The organism is Mesorhizobium sp. B2-4-12, from assembly GCF_006441575.1.
In the GTDB taxonomy this organism is placed as follows: Bacteria; Pseudomonadota; Alphaproteobacteria; order Rhizobiales; family Rhizobiaceae; genus Mesorhizobium.
In genome coordinates, this window is sequence record NZ_VFVC01000042.1 from 29,291 (window position 1) to 55,077 (window position 25,787).

Annotated in this window: 20 protein-coding genes; 11 read left to right on the forward strand and 9 right to left on the reverse strand. The window is 63.5% G+C overall.

Annotated elements, in window-relative coordinates; all coding sequences use genetic code 11:
* Positions 1-2 precede the first annotated feature (2 nt).
* The 7 genes from FJ934_RS21875 to FJ934_RS21905 form a co-directional block, all read right to left on the reverse strand.
* Positions 3-794 carry an ABC transporter ATP-binding protein gene (locus tag FJ934_RS21875; RefSeq protein ID WP_140612329.1) on the reverse strand — a complete coding sequence of 264 codons (792 nt, stop codon included), beginning with the start codon at positions 792-794 and terminating at the stop codon, positions 3-5.
* Complete coding sequence (locus FJ934_RS21880) at positions 791-1,564, reverse strand: ABC transporter permease (RefSeq protein WP_140612331.1); 774 nt, start codon at positions 1,562-1,564, stop codon at positions 791-793. The genes FJ934_RS21875 and FJ934_RS21880 overlap by 4 nt, the downstream gene beginning before the upstream one ends.
* Before the next feature lie 67 nt (positions 1,565-1,631).
* On the reverse strand, positions 1,632-2,582 hold the full coding sequence (locus tag FJ934_RS21885; protein ID WP_140612334.1) for an ABC transporter substrate-binding protein: 951 nt from the start codon (positions 2,580-2,582) through the stop codon (positions 1,632-1,634).
* 152 nt (positions 2,583-2,734) lie between these two features.
* The gene (locus FJ934_RS21890) at positions 2,735-3,076 is read right to left on the reverse strand and encodes a peptidase inhibitor family I36 protein (RefSeq protein ID WP_140612336.1); all 342 of its coding nucleotides are present in this window, start codon (positions 3,074-3,076) and stop codon (positions 2,735-2,737) included.
* A 203-nt stretch (positions 3,077-3,279) separates the two neighbouring features.
* The gene (locus FJ934_RS21895) at positions 3,280-4,128 is read right to left on the reverse strand and encodes a DUF1194 domain-containing protein (protein WP_181165716.1); all 849 of its coding nucleotides are present in this window, start codon (positions 4,126-4,128) and stop codon (positions 3,280-3,282) included.
* 93 nt (positions 4,129-4,221) lie between these two features.
* Entirely contained in the window at positions 4,222-6,783 is a 2,562-nt protein-coding gene (locus FJ934_RS21900; protein ID WP_140612340.1) for an FAD-dependent oxidoreductase, read from the reverse strand.
* 294 nt (positions 6,784-7,077) lie between these two features.
* A complete protein-coding gene (locus tag FJ934_RS21905; protein WP_027145877.1) occupies positions 7,078-7,341 on the reverse strand; it encodes a hypothetical protein in 264 nt (87 codons plus the stop codon).
* A 78-nt stretch (positions 7,342-7,419) separates the two neighbouring features.
* Here FJ934_RS21905 and FJ934_RS28715 point away from each other — a divergent pair, with 78 nt between their 5' ends.
* Positions 7,420-7,548, forward strand: coding sequence for a hypothetical protein (locus tag FJ934_RS28715; RefSeq protein ID WP_281407625.1), 129 nt, complete (start codon positions 7,420-7,422; stop codon positions 7,546-7,548).
* A gap of 13 nt (positions 7,549-7,561) precedes the next feature.
* Here FJ934_RS28715 and FJ934_RS21910 read toward each other — a convergent pair whose 3' ends face one another.
* Positions 7,562-10,126 (reverse strand): mechanosensitive ion channel family protein, encoded by a 2,565-nt coding sequence (locus FJ934_RS21910; RefSeq protein WP_140612344.1) that lies wholly within the window; start codon positions 10,124-10,126, stop codon positions 7,562-7,564.
* A gap of 212 nt (positions 10,127-10,338) precedes the next feature.
* Between FJ934_RS21910 and FJ934_RS21915 the strand changes: the two genes are divergently transcribed.
* The 5 genes from FJ934_RS21915 (at position 10,339) to FJ934_RS21935 (ending at position 17,135) form a co-directional block, all read left to right on the forward strand.
* A complete protein-coding gene (locus FJ934_RS21915) occupies positions 10,339-11,598 on the forward strand; it encodes a sarcosine oxidase subunit beta (RefSeq protein ID WP_140612370.1) in 1,260 nt (419 codons plus the stop codon).
* 24 nt (positions 11,599-11,622) lie between these two features.
* A complete protein-coding gene (locus FJ934_RS21920; protein WP_140612346.1) occupies positions 11,623-11,919 on the forward strand; it encodes a sarcosine oxidase subunit delta in 297 nt (98 codons plus the stop codon).
* Positions 11,916-14,939, forward strand: a complete 3,024-nt coding sequence (locus tag FJ934_RS21925) for a sarcosine oxidase subunit alpha (RefSeq protein WP_140612348.1) — start codon at positions 11,916-11,918, stop codon at positions 14,937-14,939. Before FJ934_RS21920 ends, FJ934_RS21925 begins: the two co-directional genes overlap by 4 nt.
* Positions 14,932-15,519, forward strand: a complete 588-nt coding sequence (locus FJ934_RS21930; RefSeq protein ID WP_140612350.1) for a sarcosine oxidase subunit gamma — start codon at positions 14,932-14,934, stop codon at positions 15,517-15,519. Before FJ934_RS21925 ends, FJ934_RS21930 begins: the two co-directional genes overlap by 8 nt.
* Before the next feature lie 176 nt (positions 15,520-15,695).
* Entirely contained in the window at positions 15,696-17,135 is a 1,440-nt protein-coding gene (locus tag FJ934_RS21935; protein WP_140612352.1) for an MFS transporter, read from the forward strand.
* Between the two features lie 10 nt (positions 17,136-17,145).
* Here FJ934_RS21935 and FJ934_RS21940 read toward each other — a convergent pair whose 3' ends face one another.
* Complete coding sequence (locus FJ934_RS21940) at positions 17,146-17,850, reverse strand: nitroreductase (RefSeq protein WP_181165717.1); 705 nt, start codon at positions 17,848-17,850, stop codon at positions 17,146-17,148.
* A 228-nt stretch (positions 17,851-18,078) separates the two neighbouring features.
* Here FJ934_RS21940 and FJ934_RS21945 point away from each other — a divergent pair, with 228 nt between their 5' ends.
* The 5 genes from FJ934_RS21945 to FJ934_RS21965 all read left to right on the forward strand — a co-directional run bounded on the left by FJ934_RS21945 (position 18,079) and on the right by FJ934_RS21965 (position 25,703).
* Entirely contained in the window at positions 18,079-18,621 is a 543-nt protein-coding gene (locus tag FJ934_RS21945) for an XRE family transcriptional regulator (protein ID WP_181165719.1), read from the forward strand.
* Positions 18,622-18,717: 96 nt separating this feature from the next.
* Complete coding sequence (locus tag FJ934_RS21950) at positions 18,718-21,171, forward strand: FAD-dependent oxidoreductase (RefSeq protein WP_140612356.1); 2,454 nt, start codon at positions 18,718-18,720, stop codon at positions 21,169-21,171.
* A complete protein-coding gene (locus tag FJ934_RS21955) occupies positions 21,168-22,073 on the forward strand; it encodes a homocysteine S-methyltransferase family protein (RefSeq protein WP_140612358.1) in 906 nt (301 codons plus the stop codon). Before FJ934_RS21950 ends, FJ934_RS21955 begins: the two co-directional genes overlap by 4 nt.
* Positions 22,066-23,247 (forward strand): pyridoxal phosphate-dependent aminotransferase, encoded by a 1,182-nt coding sequence (locus FJ934_RS21960; RefSeq protein WP_140612360.1) that lies wholly within the window; start codon positions 22,066-22,068, stop codon positions 23,245-23,247. Before FJ934_RS21955 ends, FJ934_RS21960 begins: the two co-directional genes overlap by 8 nt.
* Positions 23,244-25,703, forward strand: a complete 2,460-nt coding sequence (locus FJ934_RS21965) for an FAD-dependent oxidoreductase (RefSeq protein ID WP_140612362.1) — start codon at positions 23,244-23,246, stop codon at positions 25,701-25,703. The genes FJ934_RS21960 and FJ934_RS21965 overlap by 4 nt, the downstream gene beginning before the upstream one ends.
* Positions 25,704-25,787 lie beyond the last annotated feature (84 nt).

The window sequence follows — 25,787 nt, forward strand, 5'->3', positions numbered from 1 at the left end:
CGTCAGCTTGATTGGACCTGCGCTGTCCGCATCGCCTCGACGCGTATGTCCTCGGTCAGCCGCGCCTTCAACGCCGAGAATTCCGGGCTGGTCTTCAGCGTGTAATGGCGCGGATGCGGCAGGTCGATGGCGACGTCCGATTTGATGCGGCCGGGCCGCGCCGTCATCACGATCACGCGCGAGGCCATGAAGATCGCCTCCTCGATGTCGTGGGTGACGAACAGCACCGTCTTCTTGCGCCGTTCCCAGATGCCGAGCAGAAGCTCCTGCATCAGCCCGCGGGTCTGGTTGTCGAGGGCGCCGAACGGCTCATCCAGCAACAGGATCTCGGGATCGTTGGCCAGCGCGCGGGCAATCGCCGTGCGCTGCTGCATGCCACCCGAAAGCTGCTTTGGCCAATGGTCTTCGAACCCCTTCAGCCCGACGAGATCGACATAGGACGCGACGACCCCGTCCCGCTCCTTTTCAGCCATGCCGCGTTCGCGCAGGCCGAAGGCGATGTTTTCAGCGACCGTCAGCCATGGGAACAGCGTGTAGGACTGGAAGACCATGCCGCGGTCCGGTCCCGGGCGCGTCACCGCCTTGCCGTCGAGCAGCACGCGGCCTTCGCTCGGCGCCTCCAGGCCGGCGACGATTCTGAGCAGCGTCGACTTTCCGCAGCCCGACGGACCCAGAATGGTGATGAAGTCATTGGCAGCGACCGCCAGGTCGATCGGCATCAGCGCCTTGACCGGCTGCCCGCCGCGCACGCCGGCAAAGGTACGCGAGACGCCCTCGATGAGAAGTTTGCTCACGCCAGGCTCCACGGAAAGAGCCAGCGGTTGAACGCCTTGAAGGCGAAATCGGACAACAGGCCGATCAGACCGATGACGATGATGCCGAAAATGATTTGTCCGGTCGCCAGCCGCGACTGGCTGTTGATGATCATGTAGCCGATGCCAGAGGACGAGCCGATCAGTTCGGCGACGATGACATAGGTCCACGCCCAGCCGAGCACAAGCCGCAGCGTCTCGGCGATTTCAGGCGCATTGGCCGGCATGATCACCCGCTTGATGATGCTGTTGTTGGTCGAGCCCAGCGTATAGGCGGCCTCGACCAGATCGCGCCGCGTCGACCCGACCTTGACGGCGATGATCAGGATGATCTGGAACACCGAGCCGACGAAGATGACCAGCAGCTTCTCCAGTTCGCCAATGCCGGCCCAGAGGATGAGCAATGGAATGAAGGCCGAGGCCGGCAGGTAGCGGGCAAAAGAGACGAAGGGCTCCAGGAATGCTTCCACCGGCTTCCAGGCGCCCATGGCGATGCCGAGCGGCACGGCGACGACCGAGGCCAGCACGAAGCCGCCGAAAACCCGCCAGATGGTGATCAATATGTCGAGCCAGAAACGGTCCTCGACCAGCAGGCGCCATCCGTCCCTGAGCATCGACAGCGGGTCGGCGAGGAAGATGCGGTTGACGTGGCCGCCAAGTGTGATCCAGGCCCAGAAGACCACGAACAGCACGAAGAAGGAAATGCCGAGCACGGTTCGAATGCCCGGCGAGACCGGATGCAAGGGGCGCATCTTCATCCTTTGTCGGAGGGAAAGCGACGGCGCCCGGCGCCACCGCGTGATGCCCAGGGTTGATCCGTCAGTTCGCCACCGCGCTGGTGTCTGCAAGCGTAGTGACGTCGGGCGCTTCCTTGATCAGTCCCATCTGCAGCAAAAGCGCGCCTGCGGTCTTGGAAAATTCCGGGAATTCCTTGGTGAAGAACTGCTTGTTCTCGGCCTTGTCGGCCCATTTCAGGTACTTCGCCGAATCCTCGAATTCCTTGGCCGACTGCTTCACGTCGGCGCCCATGATCTCGTAGGATCTCTGCGGATCCTTCTTGATCAGGTCGAGCGCATCGAAATAGCTGTCGGCGAGCGCCTTGGCGGCATCGGGATTGGCCTTGAGGAATTCGGGCGTGCAGCCGACCGTATCGAGAACCATCGGATAGTCGAGCGTGGTCGCCAGGATATGGCCTTGGTCGGCCTTGTCGCGCACGGCCGAGATGAACGGCTCATAGGTGACCGCCGCGTCGTTCTGGCCGGCAAGGAAGGCTTGGGCCGCCGCGTCCGGCTCCAGATTGACGACCGTCACGTCCTTGGTCGACATGCCATTCTTGTTCAGCACCCAGGCGAGCAGGAAATAGGGCGACGTGCCCGGTGCCGACGAGGCCACGGTCTTGCCCTTGAGATCGGCGACGGTCTTGATGTCGTTGCGTACGACGATGCCGTCGGCGCCATAGGATTTGTCGAGCTGGAAGATCTGCTTGGTGGTCACCCCGCTGGCGTTCCACACCAGCCAGGTCTCGACCGTGGTGGCGGCGCATTGCAGGTCGCCGCTGGCGATGGCGAGCGGACGGCTGGCCTGCGGCACCTTCTTCAAGGTCACGTCGAGACCGTGCTTTTCGAAGAGGCCTGCCTGCTTGGCAAGCGTCAGCGGCGCGAACCCGGTCCAGCCGCTGATCCCTATGGTCAGCGACGTGGCAGCCATGGCCGGCGCGGACAAGCCGGCGGCAAATGTCAGAGTTGCGGCAAGAACGGCGATCCTGGTCATGTCAGTTCCCCTTTTGTTTTATCTGAAGGGAATTGTCTCACAGACGTCAATCGGCTTGTCAATCAACAGGATGGTGAGGCGCACGGAGACCCAGGCAGTGTCCTGCAACCAGATCGGCGGCCGGCCACCAGCCGGCCGCCCGAAACCCGGTATCAGTAGCCATCACAGGAGCACTCTGCGGACGAGATTCGGTCGTTCCAATCGCCCCCGAGCTCGCGGACCCGGCGCCTGATCTCGATCGATTCGCCGCTCATATTCGTATCCTCATAGGCAACCAGCGTGCAGCCCCGGCGAACGAACACCGACGACACACGGTCGTTCCAGAACTGGCCGCCGCGAAAATTCACGGAATCGTCGGGCCCCATCTCGATCGACCGCCCGCGAAAATTCGAGTGCTCGAACATGACGCAGGCGGGCTGGTCGTCATATTGGGCGCTGGCGCCGTCGGCAAAAAGGACCGACGCGACGGCAGTCAGGATGACAAGGCGTTTCATCTCATGTTTCCTCGGTTTGGCCGCGACGCCCCTAGCCTGAATAGCATGATCTGGGCACTCTGCCACCGCTTCGGCCGGCGAGGCAAGCCTGGAGTATGATGCCGAAACCTGTGAAGCGGTTTTTGGACGACATCATGCTCTATCTCTTTGATCCAAAGGCGGATTCAGATTTCAGATGGAATCGATCTGAAATCATTCTGGCTCTAGCGGTTGTCTAGCCTCCAGTTGCGGTTGCGCCACATTTTCTCGCCGATCTGACAGTCGACGGCCGGCTTGTCCTGCGCCAGCACCACTGGCGGGTGATCGGCTGCTTCCGCCGCCCATTGCGGTGACGCCGAACCGGCAAGCTCGAGCACCAGCTTGCGGCGGATAGCTTCGGGAAATTGCGTCCAGTCGTTGACCGGGATCATGAAGGCTCCGGGGCCGCCGATGACGCAGTCGCTGTAGTAGCGGTCGAGATCGTTGACGTCATAGGCGCTGGTGAAGCCGCCTCGGGTCATCAGCGGCAGGCCGTTGATAACGATGCCCTGCCTGACCACCGCGTCCCGGGTGAGATTGACTGGCGCGCCCTGGTTGTTGGGTCCGTCACCGGAAACGTCGATGACGCGCCTGGTCCCCTCGTAGCCGCTTTCGGCGAGAAGGTCGCTGCCGAATTCCAACGCGCCGGAGATCGAGGTGCGCCGCGCGCTGTCGGGCGGCTGGGCCGACAATTGCGCCACCACGCGCTCCGCGTCAGCGCGGTTGGCGATCACCGTCCACGGCACGATGACGCGCTGCCATGTTGTGCCGGCCCACTCGACATAGGTGACCGCGATCTTGCCGTAGGTGCCATTGGCAATGGCCCGCAGCACATTGTCATGCGTCAGCGCCGCCGCGTAGCCATGGCGCTGGATCTCGAGTTCGTCCGCCGACATCGACAGCGAAACGTCGACCGCCAGCACCAGTTCGACATCGACCGGCTCGTCCGCGCGGGATATGGGCGCCAGCCAGAGAATCAACGCCAGCGCAGCGCAGCTCGAAAGGAAATGTCTTGCGCTCGGGAAAGCAGACATTCCTTGAGGGTAAGCGAAAACGGCCTGGTTAAAAAGACAAAAGCCCGGCTCTATGCCAGGCTTTTTGCGATCAGTCCGTTGCTCCGTCCGCGATCAGCTGCGCGGCTTGAGGTTCTCCGGGTCGTAGAGCGGCTTGTAGCCGACGCTGGCCACTTCGACCGGATAGGTCTCGCCGAAATACTCCACCTCGAGCTTGCGGCCCTCTTGGGCATAGGCCCAGGGCAGGTAGGCGAGCGCGATGTTCTTGCCAATGGTAGGGCCATAGGCGACCGACGTCGTGAAGGAGCGGCGGCCGAGTTCGTCGACGAGCGTCTCGCCGGTTGCCGGATCCATCACAGGCATGATGCCGACGGGGTAGCGGGCAACACCCTTGCCGTCCTTGTTGTCGGTCATGACAAGCGTGCACAGCATCGCCGGCTGGTGCTCGCGGGCGCGATATTCCAGATGCTTGGCCTTGCCGCAGAAATCGTTCTCCTTGACCTTCGGACGCGCGAGATCGGCTTCCAGCAGATTGTATTCGGTCAGCAGGTCGGCGTTCTGCAGGCGCAGGCTCTTTTCCATGCGGCGCGTGTTGGCGTAAGTCTCGACGCCGAATGGCATGACGCCGGTCGAGCGCAGCGCGTCCCAGACTGCCAGCCCATCCTCGTAGCGCATATGCAATTCCCAGCCCTGCTCGCCGACATAGGAGATGCGGAAAGCCGTGACGTCCTTGCCGCCGATCCGGATCGGCTTGATCGCGGCGAACGGGAAATTCTCCAGCGACAGCCCTTCGGGATTTTCGACCACCTTCTGCAAGGTCGTGCGGGCATTCGGCCCCCAGATGCCGATGGTGACGTATTTTTCCGTCACATCGGTGATAGTGACGTCAAAACCTTTGTCCTGCGCCGTGCGACGCATGTACTGGAAGTCGCGTGGGCCGGCGTCGGCGCCGTCGATGACGCGGCAGCGGTCGGCCATGCGGATGACGGTGAAGTCGGCGCGCACCATGCCTTCCTCGTCGAGGAAATGGGTGTAGATACCCTTGCCGATATTGTTGTCGCCGCCGATCTTGGCCGCGCAGAGCCACTCCAGCAACGCGACGTGGTCAGGTCCTTCGACGTCATACATCGAGAAGTGCGACAGGTTGACGATGCCGCAATCCTCGCTCATCGCCAGGTGCTCGGCATTGGAAACGCGCCAGAAGTGCCGGTTGTCCCATTCGTTCTCGCGCACCGGCACGCGGTTGCCGTATTTTTCGAGCAGATGCTCGTTGGCGGCATAGCCATGTGCGCGCTCCCAGCCGCCCAGTTCCATGAAGTAACCGCCGAGCTCCTTCTCGCGCTCCCAGAATGGGGAGCGCCTTATGTTGCGGCCCTTTGAGAACGGCTCGCGAGGATGCACCGCCGGATTGTAGACCTTCATCGCCGTTTCGGTGCAGCGATCCCAGATGAACTGCTCCTTGGTCTGGTGCGGGTAGAAGCGCGCATAATCGATGGCGTGGTGGTCGATCACGGTACGGCCGTCCGTCATCCAGTCGGCGATCAGCTTGCCCATGCCGGGGCCGTCCTTGACCCAGATGGCGACGGCATACCACAGGCCCCTCACCTTCTGGCTCTCGCCCATGGACGGACCGCCATCGGCCGTCACCTGCAGCAGGCCGTTGAAGGAATGGCTTTCATTGTAGCCGAGTTCGCCCAGGATCGGCGTCAGTTCCATGGCGCGTTCGAGCGGCGCCAGGATCTGCTCCATGTCGAGGTCGCGCTGCGAGGGCGACAAACGCGCCTGGTCCTTTTCCAGCAGGTCGCGCGGGTGGCAGAGACGCGGATTGGTCTCTTCGTAATAGCCCCATTCGATCTGCCCGCCCTCGGCGGTCTTGGGATCGCCCGTGTCGCGCATATAGGCCGAGTTGCCCTGGTCGCGCAGCAGCGGCCAGCCGATCTCCTTGCCGGTGCCGGCGAACTCATTATAGGGTCCGAAGAAAGTCAGCGGATGGTCGATCGGCATGACCGGCAGGTCCTCGCCGACCATCTCCGCGATCAGCCGCCCCCAAATGCCGGCGCAGACGATGACATAGTCAGCCTCGATCGTGCCACGGTCTGTCACCACGGCGCTGATGCGGCCGTCCTTGACCACCAGCGACTTGGCCGGCGTGTTGGCGAAGGATTTCAGCTTGCCCGACGCTTCCGCCTGGTCGACGAGCTTGCCGGCGACAGTCTGCGAGCGCGGAATGACGAGGCCGGCATCGGGATCCCACAGGCCGCCCTGCACCATCTCCTGTTCGATGAGCGGGAATTTCTCCTTGATCTCGGCGGGCTCGATCAGTCGCGCGCGTGTTCCAAACGCTTTTGCAGAGGCGATCTTGCGCTTGATCTCGTCCATGCGGCTGTCGTCGCCGACGCGGGCAACCTCGAGACCGCCGATGCGGGCGTAGTGACCCATCTTCTCGTAGAAATCGATGGAATAGAGTGTCGTCCAGCAGGACAGGAAGTCGTGGCTGGTCGTGTAGCAGAAGTCGGAGGCGTGCGCCGTCGAGCCGATATCGGTCGGGATGCCCGACTTGTCGATGCCGACAATGTCGTCCCAGCCGCGCTCGATCAAATGATGGGCGATCGATGCACCAACAATACCGCCGAGGCCAATGATGACGACCTTCGCCTTTTTCGGAAACTCTGCCATTGCCCGCGACTCCAGTGTGATAAAGCGCGCGGACTATAGGGCCGAGCGATGGGGCTGATGAAGCCTGTTTGCGACATTCGGAAAAAGCCAAGCGACCAAGTCCTATCTCAGGAGCGGGCAGCGCGTCGACTTCGACCTTGATCATGCCGGGGCGATAGCGCACCCGGTCGAAAAATAGTGAAACGCCCGGTTGTAGGCGGCCGACGAGGTCGTATTTCCGGCGTCATTGTTAACCCGCTACCGAAACAATAAAAGGCCGAGCAATGCCCGGCCTTTCCAACCATGCCGCTGAGATCACTTGATGCGGGCGACCCCGCCTGAGATTTCGACGGTTTCCGAACCGGTCAGGGCTTCAAGATCGCCATTGGGCAAAGTGACGAAGCAGCCATTCTGGCAGAACTCGACGGTTTCACCTCCAGCCAGCGCAAGTTCGGTCTTGCTGCCGCCCTCCGTCACGACCAGCGTACGGGTCTCGGCGTCCTTGTTGACCGCGCTGGCGGCATGGGCCGAGCCGCTCACGGCGAGCAAGGCGACGGCAGCGACGAGAGACTTCCACATGGTGCAATATCGGTGTTCCCACCGCCCCTGTTGCATTATGCAAGGCATTTTCGCCCTTTGCATGGAAGCTTATATGAGATGGAAGCTGAACCGCAACTGAATGCCGCATTCATGCCGCAATTGGCTTTGGCTTCCCCAGTGCAGGCTGCAGGCGATTTCAAGATCGATCTGCACACGGCACTCCCCGCGCCGATCGCGAACAACTGACCGGCTCCGATATCTAGTCGGGATCGGGCTTGCGCGCCTTGCGTCCTGATTTGGCGGTCCGTTTCGCCTCGGCCGCGGCCTCTGTCTTCGCCTGTTCCTGCTCTATGAAATCGGCTTCGATCTTGTCGTCGTCAGTCGGCCAAGCCTTCGCGTGCTTGGTCTCGACGACGGCTCGCGGCGTCGAAGGGATTTCGATATGCTGGTCGTCGAATTTCTCGAGCACGGCGAAGCGGACGTCGTTCTGCACAATGTTGCCATTCATCACATCGGCCAGGAAAACCCTGATTTCGAATTCGAGCGCGGCCGCGCCGAAATTGGAAAACAGCACGAAAGGTTCGGGGTTCTTCAGCACCAGCGGATGGCTGCGCGCGATCTCGAGCAGGACGGCATGGACCTGCTTGACGTCGCTGCCATAGGCGACACCGATCTTGATGTCGATGCGGCCGAGCTTGTTGCGGTGCGTCCAGTTGCCGACGGCGTTGTTGATCAGGTTTGAATTGGGCAGGATCACCGACTGCCGCTGGAAGGTTTCGATCTCTGTGGCGCGCACGCTTATCTTCTTGACCGTGCCGCTGATCTCACCGGCGACGATCCAATCGCCGACCTTGAACGGCCGCTCGGCCAGCAGGATCAGGCCGGAAACGAAGTTGGACACCACATTCTGCAAGCCAAAGCCGATACCGAGCGATAGAGCGCCGGCGACCAGCGCCAGGCTGGAGAGGTCGATACCGGCAGCCGAGATGCCGACGAGTGCCGCCAGCGCCACGCCGGCATAGCCGACCGCCAGCCGGATCGAGTTGCGCACCCCGGTATCGACCTTGCCGCGTGCCATCACCGAACCGTCGAGCCAGCCCTGGAACCAGCGCGTCAGGAAATAGCCGATGATGAAGACGACGACACCGGAGAGGATGCCGGTGACCGAAATCGTCACCGAACCGATGGTGATCCCCGTCGCCAGCCTGTAGGCCCAGGCCTGGATATCGCCCAGCTGGAACCCCCACATCAGCAGGATCAGCGGCAGGAACACCAGCACGATCATCAGATTGATGGCGACGCTGACCACGAGGCCAAGCTGGTCGAGTGCGGTGTCTTCATAGCTGGAGTTGACCGACAGCCAGCGCCCGACAGTGGTGTTGGCGAAAGCGCCCTCCTCGCCGATCGCCTGCGCCGACAGGAAGCCGATATAAGCGGTAATGAGCGCGGTGCCGGTGACCACGACCTGTAGCGAGACGAACAGCGCAAGGCCGATATAGCCGAGCAAGGCGGCGATGATGGTGAAGAGGCCGAGTGACAGCGCCAGGTAGCGCAGCCATGCCGGCCACGGCCGCCAGCTTCCGTCGCGCGCCTTGAACGGCCGCAGCATCGCCATCAGGATCAGGATGACGCCGACGATAATGGTTGCGAGGAAACTGCGGGCAATAGTCAGCGACAGTGGCGAGCCCATCTTGTCGTTCACGATCGACAGGAAGGTGTTGAAGCTGATGACCACTGCCATGGCCGTGGCCAGGCGCACCAGCCAGCGTGCCGGCCCCGTTTCGACCGGAATGAGGCGCCAGTTCGGCAGGCGCGGCGACAGAGCCGCATTGGTCAGCCGGTTGACGCAGAACACCACGCCGATGACGCTCGCCAGCGCATTCAGGAAGAGTCCGATATCGCCGCGCAACACGTTGTAATAATTGAAGAAGAAGATCGTCGACCCAAGAAAGGCGCCGACCGCCAGCGTGGGCAGCAGGGTCGACCAGAAGGCAACCGAGAGGCGGCTGAGATAGGACGGATCCTCGTTAGTGGGGTCAGCTTCGAACACGCGCCCGAACAGGCGCCTGCCGCCGACCAGCAGCACCAGGGCCAGGCCGAGCGCGACGAAGGTCGCCGCAAGAATGGCCTGGAACTTGAACTTGAAGGCGAAGCTCAGCCAGGAAGACACTGCCTTGTAGAAGTTGCGGAACTCGTCGCGGGCGTCCGAAAAGACCTGCGGGCTCAGCGCGTCCGACAGCACATAGCGCTTCGTCAAAAGATTGCGGAAAAGCGCGCTGCGCATATTGCCGATCTGGTCGATCAGCCCGCTGATGCGGATCGACAGGGCCTGGGCTTGCGAAATGACAGCGTTGATCTCGGCCTTTTCGGACGTCAGCGCCTGGCGTTCGGCGCTCACGATATCGGGCTCGGGCGGCTGGCCCGCGGCGGGCGCCGCGCCGAGCTGCTGAACTCTGGCGTTGATCTCGGCAAGGCGCGTGCGGAAGGCAAGCGCGGTATTCAGCGACTCGCGGGACAGTTCCTCAAGCTGCAGGCGGATGTCAACGAGACTTGAATCCTCCTCACCGTCCTGCTGAATCTTCTTCTCGAGACCATCGGTTTTTGCCGTCAGGTCCTTGATCATCTTCTGCTGATCGGCGATCAGTCCCGGGGGTGCCGGGCTGGCCGCGGGCGCCGCCGGAACCGGGCTGCCACCCGGCGCTACGGGAGCCTGGCTGGCCCCTGGCGTCGCGGGAGCCTGACCTGCCACCTGGGCGATGGCGCCGAGCGGCGCTGATGCGACAAGCGCGCAGACCAGAATCAGGCGGAACAATCGGAAAAGCATGATTTCTTGGCGACTCACGGGCGGCAAAGGCATTTGAAGAGCCCGTCCTTGATAAAGACGGCCATATCATGGAGCAAGCTGTCGCATCCGCCGCCTGTTTCCGCCGATCGCCGATTCTTGAGTCGGCCAGTCGAAAGGCAATGGCGCAATATTGGCTTTGCGCATGCGGCCTGCTCTATAGTCTGCCGCATCGCCCGAACCGGATGACAATGATGGCAGAGTACTCGGCCTTTTCGCTGCTCGCGAACGCGCTCAAGGGAAACAAGGACTGGAAGCCGGCCTGGCGCAAGCCGGACCCGAAAGCTTCCTATGATGTCATCATCATCGGTGGAGGCGGGCATGGCCTGTCGACCGCCTATTATCTTGCCAAGGAACACGGCATCACCAATGTCGCGGTGCTGGAAAAGGGCTGGCTCGGCTCCGGCAATGTCGGCCGCAACACGACGGCCGTGCGCTCGAACTATCTGCTACCGGCCAACACACGCTTCTACGAACACTCGATGAAGCTGTGGGAGGACCTGTCGCACGAACTCAATTACAACGTCATGTTCTCGCAACGCGGCTGCTTGAACCTGGCCCACACGCCGGCCCAGTTCGACGACTATGCGAGGCGCGGCAATGCCATGCGCCATCTAGGCGTCGATGCCGAACTGATGACGCCGGCCGAGATCAAACGCCTGATCCCGGCGCTCGATATCTCCAATGAGGCGCGGTTTCCGGTGGTCGGCGGCCTGATGCAACGGCGCGCCGGCACCGCCCGTCACGACGCCGTGGCCTGGGGCTATGCGCGCGGCGCCGACCGGCGCGGCGTCGACATCATCGAGAATTGCGAAGTCACCGGCTTCCTGCGCGACGGCGACCGCATAACCGGCGTCACCACATCGCGTGGCGATATCAGGGCCAAGAAGGTGGCGGTCGCGGTGGCCGGCAGCACCGGGCGCGTCATGCAACTGGCCGGCGTCGAGACGATGCCGATCGAGAGCCATGTGCTGCAGGCCTTCGTCACCGAATCGCTGAAGCCCTTCATCGACACCGTCGTGACCTTCGGCATGGGCCATTTCTACATGTCGCAGTCCGACAAGGGCGGCCTTGTCTATGGCGGCGACATCGACGGCTACAACAGCTACGCCCAGCGCGGCAACCTGCCCATCGTCGATGAGGTGATGAGCGAGATGCTGGCCCTGTTTCCGGGTCTCGCCCGCGTGCGCATGCTGCGCTCCTGGGGCGGCGTCTGCGACATGTCGATGGACGGTTCGCCGATCATCACCACAGGCCCCCTGCCCGGCATGTATCTCAATTGCGGCTGGTGCTATGGCGGCTTCAAGGCGACGCCGGCCTCAGGCTGGTGCTTTGCCTGGACCATCGCCAAGGACGAGCCGCACGACTTCAATGCCGCCTTCACGCTCGACCGCTTCCATCGCGGCCTGGTGATCGACGACAAGGGTCAGGGCGCCAACCCTCGACTTCATTAAGCAAGGCTTCATCAGGAATATACCGTGCTGATCACCTGTCCCTATTGCGGCCCGCGCGACGTCATCGAGTTCACCTATCAGGGTGACGGCAACCGCGAGCGTCCCGACCCCGCCTCGCAGAATTTCGAGGCGTGGAATGCCTATGTCTATGACCGGCTGAACCCGGCTGGCGACCACAACGAGATCTGGCAGCATTCCGGCGGTTGCCGGGCGCATCTGCGGGTCGTGCGCAACACGCTGACCCATGAGATTTCGAGCGTCGCCTTCGCGCGCGGCGACCATGGTTCGGCCTCGCGTCACAAGGCGGAAGACAAATCATGAGCCCGCGCCGCACGGACACTGGCGGCCGCATCGACCGGCTGAAGACCATCCGCTTCACCTTCGACGGCGTCGCCTATACCGGCCATGCCGGCGACACGCTGGCGTCCGCGCTGCTGGCCAAGGGCGTCACCCTGTTCGGGCGCTCGTTCAAATACCACCGCCCGCGCGGCCTGCTCACCGCCGGCGTCGAGGAACCCAATGCGCTGGTGACGGTGCTGAAAGGCGAGGTTCGCGAGCCCAACATTCCGGCGACCATGGTCGAGATCCATGATGGGCTGGTCGCCGTCAGCCAGAACCGCTTCCCGTCGCTCGCCTGGGACATCCATGCCGTCAACCAGCTCGGCGGCAAGATCCTGTCGGCCGGCTTCTACTACAAGACCTTCATGGGACCGGTGTTCGGCCCGCTGAAGGGCACGCGTTTCTGGATGTTCTGCGAGCACTTCATTCGCCGCGCCGCCGGCCTCGGCAGCGCCGGATCGGCGAAGGACCCGGCCCGCTACGAGCGTATGAACGCTTTTTGCGACGTGCTGGTGGTCGGCTCCGGCCCCGCCGGCCTGATGGCCGCCAAAGCCGCCGCCGATAATGGCGCCCGCGTCATCCTGGCCGATCTCGAGCCGCGTTTCGGCGGTTCGGCCAACTGGTCCGATGAAACCATCGACGGCGCGCCGGCAACCGATTGGGTGCGGCGCACCGTTGCCCAGCTTGAAGACCGGGACAATGTCCGGCTTCTGCCGCGCACCACGGTCTGGGGCTACTACGACAACAACACGCTTGCCGCGCTCGAGCGGGTCAGCGACCACAAGGAACAGCCGGCCAAGGGCGAGCCGCGCCATCGCTATTGGGCGATCCGCGCCAAATCCGTGGTGCTGGCCACCGGCGCCTTCGAGCGCCCATTGGTTTTCCCGGGCAATGACAGGCCGGGCGTGATGCTGGCGCATGCGGCGCAACGCTATGCCAACGAATTCGGCGTACTGCCGGGCGAGCGGATCGCGCTGTTCACCAACAATGACAGCGCCTATCGCGCTGCCGTCGCCCTGAAGAAAGCGGGGGCCGCGATCGTTGCCGTCGTCGACGTCAGGCCCGAACTTTCGGCTGAGATGCGCAGCCTCGCCACGGAAGCCGAGGCCGAAATCTTTACCGGCCACGCCGTCGTCGCCACCGAGGGCGGCAAGGCGCTGTCAGGCATCAAGGTTCAGCGCTTCGACATGGTTACCGGCGCGCTCACCGGCGATGCGCGCAGCATCCATGCCGACTGCCTGCTGATGTCGGGCGGCTGGTCGCCGACCATCCATCTGGCCAGCCAGGCCGGTGCGAAAGCGGAATGGGATGCCGCGCGGCAAGCCTTCCTGCCGCCGAAGCCAACGCAGCAATCGCCGACACAGCAGTGGCCAACACAGCAGTGGACCGGAGCCGGCGCCTTCACCGGCAGTTTTTCCACCGTCGAGGCGATCGCCGAAGGCCGCGCCGCCGGCCTCGCGGCAGCCGGTGGAACCGGCACTCCGGCGGCCTTGCCCTCTGTCGAAGCCGTACCCGGCGACCCCGATCCGGCGCCGGTGTTCGAGATCAGGGCCAGGGGCAAGAGCTTTGTCGACTTCCAGCACGACGTGACGGCGGAGGATGTCCGGCTGGCGCATCGCGAAGGCTTTGTCTCGGTCGAGCATCTTAAGCGCTACACCACGCTTGGCATGGCGACCGACCAAGGCAAGAGCTCCAACGTTCCCGGCCTCGCTATCATGGCCGAGGCGCTGGGCAAGCCGATCCCGGAAGTCGGCACGACCCGTTTCCGGCCGCCCTTCGCGCCGGTCTCGATCGGTTCGCTGGCGGCGGAGCGCTTTGGCGACCTGAAGCCCGAACGGCTGACGCCGATGCACGACTGGCATGTCGAAAATGGCGCAACCCTCTATTCCGCCGGCCTCTGGTACCGGCCGATGATCTACGGGCTTTCAGGCGAAACGGTCGAGCAGGCCTATGTGCGCGAGGCCAGGGCGACGCGCGAAAGCGCCGGCATCGTCGACGTCTCGACGCTGGGCAAGATCGCGGTCCAGGGCCCCGACGCCGCCGCGTTCCTCGACCGCGTCTACACCAACATGTTCTCGACGCTCGCCGTCGGCAAGGCCCGCTACGGGCTGATGCTGCGCGAGGATGGTTTTGCCTTCGACGACGGCACCACCTGGCGGCTCGGCGAACAGGATTTCCTGATGACAACCACGACGGCCAATGCCGGTAAGGTGATGCAGCATCTGGAGTATTTCCTCGATGTGATCTGGCCGGAACTGAAGGTCCACGTCACCTCGGTGACCGACGAATGGGCCGGCGCTGCGATCGGCGGGCCGAAGGCCCGGCAGATTCTGGCCGCCTGCGTCACTGGCACATCGGTCGATAACGCCGCCTTGCCTTTCATGGGCATCGTCCACGGCGAGATAGCAGGCGTGCCGGTTATGATTTGCCGGCTATCTTTCTCCGGTGAAATGGCCTTCGAGGTCTATTGCGGCGCCGGCCACGGCACGCAGGTCTGGGAGGCGCTGATCGAGGCCGGCAAGCCGTTCGGGCTGGTCACCTACGGGCTCGAGGCGCTGGGCACGATGCGCATCGAGAAGGGCCATGTCACCGGCGCCGAGATCGACGGCCGCACCACGGCGCGCGACCTGCATCTCGACTGGATGCTGTCGAAGAAGAAACCGTTCATCGGATCGGCGATGATGGACCGTGAAGGCCTCGTCGCGTCCGACCGTCTGGAATTGGTCGGCCTGATCGCGCTCGACAACCGGGCGCTCAATGGCGGTTCGCACATTGTCGAGGAGATCGACGAAGCCAATCCGCACGGCTCGATCGGCCACATCACCGCCTGTTGCTACTCGCCGGCGCTCGGCAAGCATATCGCACTGGCGCTGGTCAAGGGCGGCAAGGCCAGGCACGGCACGCGTGCCCACGTCTCCGATCCCCTGCGCAACCGCTTCGGGCCGGTGGAGATCGTCTCCAACCATTTCTACGATCCGGAAGGGACCCGCATGCATGGTTGAGCGCCAATCCCCCCTCGAGCCGGAGTTTCACGTCGGCTCGCATGGCAATTTCGAACATGGCGTCGAGATCCTCCTGACCGAAACGAGCCCGGGCTCGATCGTGCAGCTCGCCGCATGGCCGGGCGAGGAGAAGAGACTGATGGCAGCCATCGACGCCGTCACCGGGCTTGCGCTGCCTGATGGCGCCGGCGGCGGTCTGAGTAACGGCGTGAAATCGGTATTCGGCTTCGCGCCAGGAAAGTTCACGGTTGTCGATGAGGCCGAAGGGCTGGCCGCGGCCTTTGCCAAGGTGGTGATGCCGGACATCGGCACGGTGACGGACCTGTCGCATGGCCGCACGGCGATTCGCCTTGCCGGTCCGAAGGCCGAATGGGTGCTGGCGAAGTTCTTCGCCATCGATTTCGCACTGCCGGCCTTCCCCATAGGCGCGGGCCGCTCGACTGCCCACCACGATGTCTTCGCCCAGATCCAGCGCACCGGCGCCGATCAGTTCGACATCTATGTCTTCCGCTCCTTCGCGCGTTCGTTCTGGAAGGCGCTTTGCCATGCCAGCGAGGAAGTCGGTTACGAAGTGCAATAGATGATGTGGCCGGACCGCCGCTTAGTCGCGGCTTCTGGCCTCAAGGCCAGCCGGTTCTGCCGCTAGAGAATCCCGCCGCGGGCGCCCATGATGTCAAAACGTGGCCGTCCAACCGGTCAAAGGGACATGAAAATCCCGTCTCAGAGTCGGCGCATTCGTTTGGTTCGAACCTCCCCATGACTGCTGAAATATCCGCCGGCGCCACGGATCGCGCCGATGTGTCGGCCAGAGCCTTACTCCTGCTGCCGCTGACGGTCGCCTGCGGCGTCTTCATGACCAGCCTCGATCAGAATGTCGTGGTGACGGCACTGCCCGGCATCGGCGAAAGCCTCGCTCGTCCACCCAGCCAGCTCGGTCTGCTGATCACCGTCTATGTCGCCAGCCTGATCATCTCAATGCCGCTCGGCGGCTGGGCCGCCGACCGCTTCGGCCTGCGCAATGTCTACTGCTTCGCCTTGCTGGTGTTCGCCGCCTCGTCGGCCCTGTGCGGGCTCTCGAACGACATCTGGATGCTGGTCGGCGCCCGCGCGTTGCAGGGCTTCGGTGGCGCGCTGATGGGTACGCTCGGCCAGGTCGTCATCCTGTCGACCTTTCCGCGCAGCCGGACGTTGAAGATCAACATGTATATCTCGCTGGCCGGCCAGTCCGGACCGTTGGTCGGTCCGCTCGTCGGCGGCGCGCTGACCACTTACATTTCCTGGCGCTGGATCTTCTTCATCAACGTGCCCTTCGCGCTAACGGCGGCCGTGCTTGCCGCCTCGCTGTTTCCCACCATGACCAAGCCGGTGCGCACGCCCTTCGATTTTCCGGGTTTTCTGCTGGTCGGCAGCGGCATGGTCCTGCTGGTCTTCGGCATGGACTCGCTGGCGGCGAAGGACGTAGCCGGAAGCATGATCGCGGTTGAGCTTGTGCTGGCCGTCGTCATTCTGACGGCCGCCTCGTTCTACTGCCTGCGCGTGCGCAATCCTCTGCTCGATCTCAAGCTCCTGCGCATCCGCACCTTCCGCATTTCATTCCTTACTGGCGGCGGTCTGGATACGATCGGCCTCAGCTCCGTCGTCTTCCTGCTGCCACTGATGTTCCAGCTCGGCTTCGGCATGAGCGCGGTGCAGGCGGGATCGCTGACCTTCGTCGCGGCGGTCGGATCGGTGGTCATGCGGTTCTTCATGCCGCGCCTTCTCAATCGCTTCGGCTTCCGCCGCGTGCTGGTCTTCAACACGCCCGTGGTCGCCGCGATGATCGCGGGCTTTGCCTTGCTGCAGGCGACGACGCCGGTGTGGATCACGCTGACCTACATCTTTGTCTTCGGCGTGTTACGCTCCGTGCAGTGGGCATCGACCGGCAACCTCGCCTATTCCGACATCGCGCCCGAACAGCTCGCCCGCTTCAGCGCGCTCTATTACATCCTGTGGCAGCTGGCGGTCGCCATCAGCGTCGGTCTCGCTGCTGCCATGCTGTCATTCCTCGCCGGCGGCGGCGCGGCGGTCGCCAGCGATTTCCGGATTCTCTTTATGATCGAGGGCGTCATCACGCTCTGCGCGCTGCTCGCCTATCTCAAGCTGACGCCACAGGACGGTGCCCATGTCAGCGGCCATGGCATGCAGATGACCGAGTAGGCCACAAGCCTTACTCGCTGAACGTCACCCATTCTTCCAACGGCACGCGATCGGTGCGGAAGGCGTTTTCCGGCTTGGACGTGTCTTCATAGCCGAGCGCCATGCCGCAAACGACGATCTCTTCGTCGGGAATGTTGAGCACCGGCCGGATTTGCCGGTGATAGGGCGCGAAGGCCGCCTGCGGGCAAGTGTGCAGGCCCCTGCCCCGCGCCGCGACCATGATGTTCTGCAGGAACATGCCGTAGTCGATCCACGAACCCTGGTTGAGGCGGCGATCGATGGTGAAGATCATGCCGACCGGCGCATCGAAGAAGACGAAGTTGCGGTCATGCTGGGCGCGCATCCTGTCGACCTCGCGTCGGCCGATGCCGAGTGCGCCATAGAGACCGAAGCCATTGGCACGGCGGCGGGTCAGGTATGGCTCGAAAAACTGCGTGGGATAGTAGCGATACTCGTCCCAATCGGCCTTTTCGGCCCGGATGCCGGAATTCAGGATGGCATCCGATATCTGCTGCTTGGTCTCGCCCTTGATGACGTAGACGCGCCACGGCTGCATGTTGGTGCCCGACGGTGCGCGCGCCGCGACCGTAAGAATGGCGCGGATCGCCTCGTCATCGATCATGTCTGGCAGGAATGCGCGCACCGAACGGCGCGTTAGGATCGCCTCGTCGACAATCTCGGCATCGCCCGCGATCCGAGCCTTCTTTTCCAGCATGGGCCGTCCCTCAGCCTTTGTGTCGATCGGACGTCCCCACTCGCCGCTCGAAGAAGCGGAGCCTTTGCATGAACCGTCAAAATCCTGCAAGCAAATCTTGAGCATCGGTGAAAATCTACTTGATTTTTTCATGAGCTTGCTTTCTCATGAAATTCGGATGGAAATTTTCATGACGAGAGCGTTTTGCCCTCCACTACCGCACGAACATTGCAGGGACCTGACGAACGCGTGCTGGCAAGCGATATCAGGGCGCTGCGCAGGGCGCGCGGGCTGACGCTGGCAGGGATCGCCCTGAAACTTGACCGTTCGGTCGGTTGGGTCAGTCAGGTCGAGCGTGGTCTGTCAACGCCATCGCTCAGCGACCTCAGGGCCTTCGCGGAGCTGTTCGGCGTTCCGATCAGCCTGTTCTTCAGTCACGACGTACCCCAGGAAAGCGAGCGCGGCGTCATTGTGCGTGCCGGCAAGCGACGCACGCTTGGCACCAGCGAATCCGGCCTGGTCGAAGAGCTTCTGTCACCCGATCTCGGGGGCAGCTTCGAGATGGTGCGCTCGGTCTTCGCGCCGGGCGCGGAGCTGAAGACCGAGGCTCGCCGACCGACCGAGGAGGCCGGATACGTCGCCTCCGGGCAGTTCGATATCGAGATCGCGGGCGTCTGGCACCGGCTCGGCGAAGGCGATTCCTTCCGCTTCGAAGGCAAGCCCTATCGCTGGCGCAATCCCGGGACCGAGCCGGCGGTTGTCATCTGGGTGGTTTCGCCACCCGTCTACTGAAATGCATGTCGCCCAAGACCGTGCGCGGTTTTGGGTCGACGACATGCATCAAAACAAAAGCAGAAGCGCAGCGCGCTTGAAGTTTGGGAGAAGAACATGGCGGGTTTGCCGAGCACGGCGCGCGTGGTGATCATCGGAGGTGGCGTTGTCGGCACCTCGGCGCTCTATCATCTGGCCAAGGCAGGCTGGACCGACTGCGTGCTTCTGGAAAAGAACGAGCTGACGTCAGGCTCGACCTGGCATGCCGCCGGCAATGTTCCGACCTTCTCCTCGTCCTGGTCGCTGATGAACATGCAGCGCTATTCGACCGAGCTTTACCGGGGCCTTGCCGAGGCGGTCGACTATCCCATGAACTATCACGTCACCGGTTCGCTGCGCCTCGCCCACTCGAAGGAGCGCATGCAGGAATTCCAGCGCGCCAAGGGCATGGGCCGCTATCAGGGCATGGACATCGACGTGGTCGGCGTCGACGAGATCAAGCGCCGCTATCCCTTCATCGAGACGCACGACCTTGAAGGCGCGCTCTACGACCCGAGCGACGGCGACATCGATCCGGCGCAGCTCACCCAGGCGCTGGCCAAGGGCGCGCGCGATATGGGCGCCAGGATCATCCGCTTCTGCCCGGTGACCGGCGTGCGCCGTGAGAAGGACGAATGGGTGGTCACCACACCGCAAGGCGATATCCGTTGCGAGATCGTCGTCAACGCCGCCGGCTACCGCGCCGCGGAAGTCGGCAGAATGTTCGGCCGCGAAGTGCCGATGATGGTGATGAGCCACCAATATATCCTGTTCGAGGAGATCCCCGAACTCGCCGCCTGGTCGAAGGAACAGGGCAAGAAGCTGCCGCTGCTGCGCGACGTCGACACCTCATACTACCTGCGCCAAGAAAAGAGCGGCATGAATCTCGGCCCCTATGAGCGCAATTGCCGCGCGCATTGGGCCACCCACAACGATCCGATGCCGGAGGACTTTTCCTTCCAGCTCTTCCCCGACGATCTCGACCGGCTGGAACACTACCTGGCCGATGCCGTCGCCCGCGTGCCGATCCTCGGCACCGCCGGCCTGTCCAAGGTCATTAATGGTCCGATCCCCTATGCGCCGGACGGCAATCCGCTGATCGGCCCGATGCCTGGCGTCCCCAATGCCTTCGAGGCCTGCGTCTTCACCTTCGGCATTGCCCAAGGCGGCGGCGCCGGCAAGGTGCTGGCCGAATGGGTCACGCAAGGCCAGACGGAGTGGGACATGTGGTCGTGCGATCCGCGCCGCTTCACCTCTTTTGCTGCTGCACCGGACTACTGCGTCGCCAAGGGCATGGAAATCTACGGCAACGAATACGCCATCCAGTTCCCGCGCCATGCCTGGCCGGAAGGGCGCGACCGCAAGCTGTCGCCGATCCATGATCGCATCAAGGCGCTCGGCGGCCGCTTCGACGCCTATAATGGCTGGGAACGCGCCACCTGGTACGCGCAGGACGGCGACGATATCTCCGAGGAAGCGACCCTGACCTTCCGCCGCGACGGGCCCTGGCAGCACCGCGTGCGCGAAGAGTGCCTGGCCGTGCGTGACGCCGCCGGCATCCTCGACCTGCCCGGCTTTTCGCGCTTCAATCTTGAAGGCCCGGGCGCCGCCGAATGGCTGAGCCTGCAGGTCACCGGACTTGTGCCGAAGCCCGGCCGCATCGGGCTGGTCTATTTCGCCGATGGCAAGGGGCGCATCGTCACCGAAATGTCCGTCGTGCGCCATGGCGAGGATCAGATGACGCTGATCACCGCGGCGGTCGCGCAGTGGCACGATTTCGAATGGCTGAAGTTGCGCATGCCAGCGGATGCGGCCTTCGCCCTGACCGACCGCACCGAGGAGTATTCGACCCAGATCCTCGCCGGCCCCAATTCGCGAAAAATCCTCGCCGAGGTCTGCGACGCCGATCTCACTTTGCCATGGCTGACGCATCAGGAAACGACAATAGCCGGCCACTGGGCGAGGCTCGTGCGCGTCTCCTTTGCCGGCGAGCTCGGTTGGGAAATCCACACCAGGATCGACGACACAGCTGCCGTCTTTGACGCCATCTGGGCCGCAGGCCAGAAACACGGTCTTAAGCCGTTCGGCATGTACGCGCTGGATTCGCTACGGCTCGAAAAAGGTTACCGCACCTGGAAAGGCGATCTGTCAACCGACTATTCGATCCTGCAGAGTGGGCTGGAGCGTTTCGTCAAATGGGAAAAGCCCGCCTTCCGTGGCAAGACGGCGCTGCAGAACGAGAAACAGCAAGGCGTGAAAAAGCGTTTCGTCACGCTTGTGGTGGAAAACCCCGGCGATTGCGACGCGCCTTACATGTCGACGCTCTGGCATCACGGCCAGATCGTTGGTGAAACGACGTCAGGCGGCTGGGGCCATCGCATCGACAAGTCCATCGCGCTCGGCATGCTGCGCGCAGACCTGACCGAGCCGGGCACCTCTGTCGAGATCGAAATTTTCGGCGACCGGTTCAAGGCTGTCGTGCAGAAGGACGAGCCGTTGTGGGATCCGAAGAACGAGAGGTTGCGCGCATGAAGCGTGTCATCCTCACCGATGGCGGCATGGGCCAGGAACTGGTGCGGCGCAGCAAGTCGGAGCCGACGCCGCTGTGGTCGGCCAGGGTTCTTATCGACGAACCCGATCTGGTGCGCGGCCTGCATGCCGAGTTCATCCGCGCCGGTGCCCGCGTCATTACCATAAACACCTATTCGGCGACGCCTGAACGTCTGGCGCGCGAAGGCGCGGAGGACCTGTTCAAACCGTTGCAGAAGCGCGGCATCGACCTGGCCAGGCAAGCGCGCGACGAGGCTGGCGACACGGCGATCGCCGGTTGCCTGTCGCCGCTTTTTGGCAGCTACGCGCCGGCACTGACCATTTCCTACCAGGACACGCTCGACATCTACCGCCGTATCGTCGCCGAGCAGGCGAATGGCGTCGACCTGTTCCTTTGCGAAACCATGGCGTCCGCCGAGGAAGCGCGCGCGGCCGTCACTGCGGCGTCGGAAAGCGGCAAGCAGGTATGGGTATCGTGGACGCTTGCCGACCACGGTGAGCCCCGGTTGCGCAGCGGCGAGACGATTGCCGCCGCGGCAAACGCCCTCGGTGGTTTGCCGGTGGCCGCTCGGCTGCTGAACTGTTGCCGCCCGGAGGCAATCGCGGCGGCCCTGCCTGAGCTGATCGAACTTGGCGGCCCGGTTGGCGCCTATGCCAATGGCTTCACCTCGATCGAGGCATTGCAACATGGCGGCACCGTCGACGTGCTGCACGCGCGTCACGACCTCGATCCGGAGGCCTATGCCGATCAGGCGATGGGCTGGGTCGAAGCCGGCGCCCAGATCGTCGGCGGCTGCTGCGAGGTCGGGCCGGGCCACATTGCCGCGCTGCGCGACCGGCTGGAAGAGACAGGGTGTAAGATTTCGGGAGTAACAAATGCCTAGACCATCATCGCGCATTTCCGGCATCGTGCCTTCGGGCAAGGATGGCTGGGAGGTTCATTTCGCCGCCTGGGCCCGCAAGGAAGCCGGCGAAGACATCATCATGCTGTCGGTCGGCGACCATGATTTCGACACGCCTTCGCAGACGATCGAGGCCTGCGTGGCGGCGGTTCGCGGCAGCAACCATCACTACACGCCGCTGCCCGGTCTGCCCCGCCTGCGCAAGGCGATGGCCGCGGCCTCCACCGCATGCACCGGCATTGAAACAACGCCGGATCAGGTCATCGCCACGCCCGGTGGCCAGGCGGCACTTTACGCGGCCGTGCAGGCAGTGCTCGACCAGGGCGACCACGCTATCGTGGTGGCGCCCTACTACGCCACCTATCCCAACACGTTCAGCGCCGCCGGTGCCAGTTTCACCGTCGTCGAAACACCGGCCGAGGACGGTTTCCAGCCGCGTGCCGACATGATCCGCGCGGCATTGCGGCCGAACACCCGCGCCATCCTGATCAACACCCCGAACAACCCGACAGGTGCGGTCTATTCGCGCGAACGGCTGGAACAACTGGCCGAAATCTGCAGGGAGCATGACCTCTGGCTGCTGTCGGATGAGGTCTACTGGACGCTGGGCGGCGGCGAGCATGTCTCGCCGCGTTCGCTGCCCGGCATGGCCGAACGCACGCTGGTCATCAATTCCATGTCCAAGAGCCACGGCATGACCGGCTGGCGCATGGGCTGGCTGACGGGTCCGGAAGCGATGATCGCGCTGCTCATCAACCTCAATCTGGTGACCACGTACGGCCTGCCAGCCTTCATCTCGATCGCCTGCGCCGAGGCACTGGAAAACCATTATGGCGTCAGTGACATCGCCGAACGCTATGCGGCCCGCCGCACCGTCTTGCTCGACGCCTTGCGCGGCACGAACGATGTGACCGTGCGCGGTTCCGAGGGCGGCATGTATGTCATGCTCGATATCTCCGATGTCGAACCCGACGATGAGAAATTCGCCTTCGCCCTGCTCGACAAGGAGAAAGTCGGCGTGATGCCGGGCTCCAGCTTCGGCGAGGCCGCCGCCGGCCACATCCGCATCAGCCTGTGCCAGCCGGAGCCGGTGCTCAAAGAGGCGGCACTGCGGCTGCGCCGTTTTGCTTTCACCTATCGCCGCGAGGCCGCATGAATACCCCTTACCCCAAATCCATCCCCGCCAAAGCCCGCGCCGTCATCATCGGCGGCGGCGTGTCCGGCTGCTCGGTCGCCTATCACCTGGCCAAGCTCGGCTGGACCGATATCGTGTTGCTCGAGCGCAAGCAGCTGACATCGGGCACGACGTGGCACGCCGCCGGCCTGATCGGCCAGTTGCGCGGCTCGCAGAATATGACGCGGCTGGCGAAATATTCCGCCGACCTCTACGTCAAGCTGGAAGCCGAGACCGAGGTCGGCACCGGCATGCGCCAGGTCGGGTCGATCACCGTGGCGCTGACCGAGGAGCGCAAGCACGAGATCTACCGGCAGGCCTCGCTCGCCCGCGCCTTCGATGTCGATGTACGCGAGATCTCGCCCAGCGAAGTGAAGGAGATGTATCCGCATCTCAATGTCTCCGACGTGGTCGGCGCCGTGCATCTGCCGCTCGATGGCCAGTGCGATCCCGCCAACATCGCCATGGCTTTGGCCAAGGGCGCGCGTCAGCGCGGCGCCACCATCGTCGAGAACGTGAAGGTCACCAAGGTCCACACGAAGGCGGGCCGCATTGCCGGCGTGTCCTGGGCACGTGGCGAAGACCAGGGCACGATCGAGGCCGACATCGTCATCAACTGCGCCGGCATGTGGGCGCGCGAGCTTGGCGCGCAAAACGGCGTGAACATCCCGCTGCATGCCTGCGAGCACTTTTATCTCGTCACCGAGCCGATCCCCGGGTTGAGCCGCTTGCCGGTCCTGCGCGTGCCGGACGAGTGCGCCTACTATAAGGAAGATGCCGGCAAGATGATGCTCGGCGCCTTCGAACCGGTGGCCAAGCCGTGGGGCATGAACGGCATCCGCGAGGATTTCTGCTTCGACCAGTTGCCCGAGGACATGGATCATTTCGAACCCATCCTCGAAATGGGCGTCAACCGCATGCCGATGCTGGCCACCGCCGGCATCCACACCTTCTTCAACGGCCCCGAAAGTTTCACGCCCGACGACCGCTACTATCTCGGCGAAGCGCCGGAACTGCGGGGCTACTGGATGGCGACCGGCTACAATTCGATCGGCATCGTCTCCTCCGGTGGCGCCGGCATGGCTCTGGCGCAGTGGATCAACGATGGCGAAGCGCCCTTCGACCTGTGGGAAGTCGATATCCGCCGCACCCAGCCATTCCAGAAGAACCGCCGCTATCTCAAGGAGCGCGTCTCGGAAACACTCGGCCTGCTCTACGCCGATCATTTCCCCTACCGTCAGATGGCGACGTCGCGTGGTGTGCGCCGCTCGCCCTTGCATGAGCATCTGAAGGCACGTGGCGCCGTGTTCGGCGAGGTCGCCGGCTGGGAGCGCGCCAACTGGTTCGCCCGGGAGGGACAGGAGCGCGAATACCGCTATTCCTGGAAGCGGCAGAACTGGTTCGACAACCAGCGCGAGGAACATCTGGCCGTCCGCAACAAGGTCGGCCTGTTCGACATGACCTCGTTCGGCAAGATCCGCGTCGAGGGCCGCGACGCCTGCTCCTTCCTGCAGAAACTGTGCGCCAACGACATGGACGTCGCGCCGGGCAAGATCGTCTACACGCAGATGCTCAACCAGCGTGGCGGGATCGAGAGCGACCTTACCGTGTCGCGCCTGTCGGATACAGCCTACTTCCTCGTCGTCCCCGGCGCCACGCTGCAGCGCGATCTGGCCTGGCTGCGCCGGCATATCGGCGAGGCGTTCGTCGTCATTACCGATGTAACCGCTGCCGAAAGCGTGCTCTGCGTCATGGGCCCGGATGCGCGAAACCTGATCCAGAAGGTCAGCCCCAACGACTTCTCCAACGAAGCCCACCCGTTCGGCACCTTCCAGGAGATCGAGATCGGCATGGGTCTGGCCCGCGCCCACCGCGTCACCTATGTCGGCGAGCTCGGCTGGGAACTCTATGTCTCGACCGACCAGGCGGCTCATGTCTTCGAGGCGATCGAGCAGGCTGGTGCCGATGTCGGGCTGAAACTCTGCGGCCTTCACACGCTGGATTCCTGCCGCATCGAAAAGGCCTTCCGCCATTTCGGCCACGACATCACCGACGAGGACAATGTGCTGGAAGCAGGCCTCGGCTTCGCGGTGAAGACGGGTAAGGGCGACTTCATCGGCCGCGATGCGGTGCTGAAGAAAAAGGAAGCCGGATTGGCCCGCCGGCTGGTGCAGTTCCGCCTGAAAGACCCGCAACCGCTGCTCTTCCACAACGAGGCGATCCTGCGCGACGGCAAGATCGTCGGCCCGGTCACATCGGGCAATTACGGCCACCATCTCGGCGGTGCGATCGGGCTGGGTTATGTGCCGTGCCATGGCGAGAGCGAGGCGGATGTACTGGCCTCGAGCTACGAGATCGAGATCGCCGGCGAACGTTTTGCGGCGGAAGCGTCGCTGAAGCCGATGTATGATCCGAAGGCGGAGCGGGTGAAGATGTAGCTCCTTCTACCCTCCCCCTTGTGGGGAGGGTCGCGCAGCAAATGCCGCTCGGGCGGCTTTTGCGAAGCGGGGTGGGGGTCTCGT

What these genes read in the sequence shown, in the direction of transcription:
- FJ934_RS21930 (WP_140612350.1), top strand. Translation starts at nt 14,932, where the DNA reads ATGGTTGAGCGCCAATCCCCCCTCGAGCCGGAGTTTCACGTCGGCTCG.
- FJ934_RS21955 (WP_140612358.1), top strand. Translation starts at nt 21,168, where the DNA reads ATGAAGCGTGTCATCCTCACCGATGGCGGCATGGGCCAGGAACTGGTG.
- FJ934_RS21900 (WP_140612340.1), bottom strand. Translation starts at nt 6,783, where the DNA reads ATGGCAGAGTTTCCGAAAAAGGCGAAGGTCGTCATCATTGGCCTCGGC.
- FJ934_RS21940 (WP_181165717.1), bottom strand. Translation starts at nt 17,850, where the DNA reads ATGCTGGAAAAGAAGGCTCGGATCGCGGGCGATGCCGAGATTGTCGAC.
- FJ934_RS21885 (WP_140612334.1), bottom strand. Translation starts at nt 2,582, where the DNA reads ATGACCAGGATCGCCGTTCTTGCCGCAACTCTGACATTTGCCGCCGGC.
- FJ934_RS21910 (WP_140612344.1), bottom strand. Translation starts at nt 10,126, where the DNA reads ATGCTTTTCCGATTGTTCCGCCTGATTCTGGTCTGCGCGCTTGTCGCA.
- FJ934_RS21925 (WP_140612348.1), top strand. Translation starts at nt 11,916, where the DNA reads ATGAGCCCGCGCCGCACGGACACTGGCGGCCGCATCGACCGGCTGAAG.
- FJ934_RS21960 (WP_140612360.1), top strand. Translation starts at nt 22,066, where the DNA reads ATGCCTAGACCATCATCGCGCATTTCCGGCATCGTGCCTTCGGGCAAG.
- FJ934_RS21880 (WP_140612331.1), bottom strand. Translation starts at nt 1,564, where the DNA reads ATGCGCCCCTTGCATCCGGTCTCGCCGGGCATTCGAACCGTGCTCGGC.
- FJ934_RS21905 (WP_027145877.1), bottom strand. Translation starts at nt 7,341, where the DNA reads ATGTGGAAGTCTCTCGTCGCTGCCGTCGCCTTGCTCGCCGTGAGCGGC.
- FJ934_RS21895 (WP_181165716.1), bottom strand. Translation starts at nt 4,128, where the DNA reads ATGTCTGCTTTCCCGAGCGCAAGACATTTCCTTTCGAGCTGCGCTGCG.
- FJ934_RS28715 (WP_281407625.1), top strand. Translation starts at nt 7,420, where the DNA reads ATGGAAGCTGAACCGCAACTGAATGCCGCATTCATGCCGCAATTGGCT.
- FJ934_RS21965 (WP_140612362.1), top strand. Translation starts at nt 23,244, where the DNA reads ATGAATACCCCTTACCCCAAATCCATCCCCGCCAAAGCCCGCGCCGTC.
- FJ934_RS21950 (WP_140612356.1), top strand. Translation starts at nt 18,718, where the DNA reads ATGGCGGGTTTGCCGAGCACGGCGCGCGTGGTGATCATCGGAGGTGGC.
- FJ934_RS21915 (WP_140612370.1), top strand. Translation starts at nt 10,339, where the DNA reads ATGGCAGAGTACTCGGCCTTTTCGCTGCTCGCGAACGCGCTCAAGGGA.
- FJ934_RS21890 (WP_140612336.1), bottom strand. Translation starts at nt 3,076, where the DNA reads ATGAAACGCCTTGTCATCCTGACTGCCGTCGCGTCGGTCCTTTTTGCC.
- FJ934_RS21935 (WP_140612352.1), top strand. Translation starts at nt 15,696, where the DNA reads ATGACTGCTGAAATATCCGCCGGCGCCACGGATCGCGCCGATGTGTCG.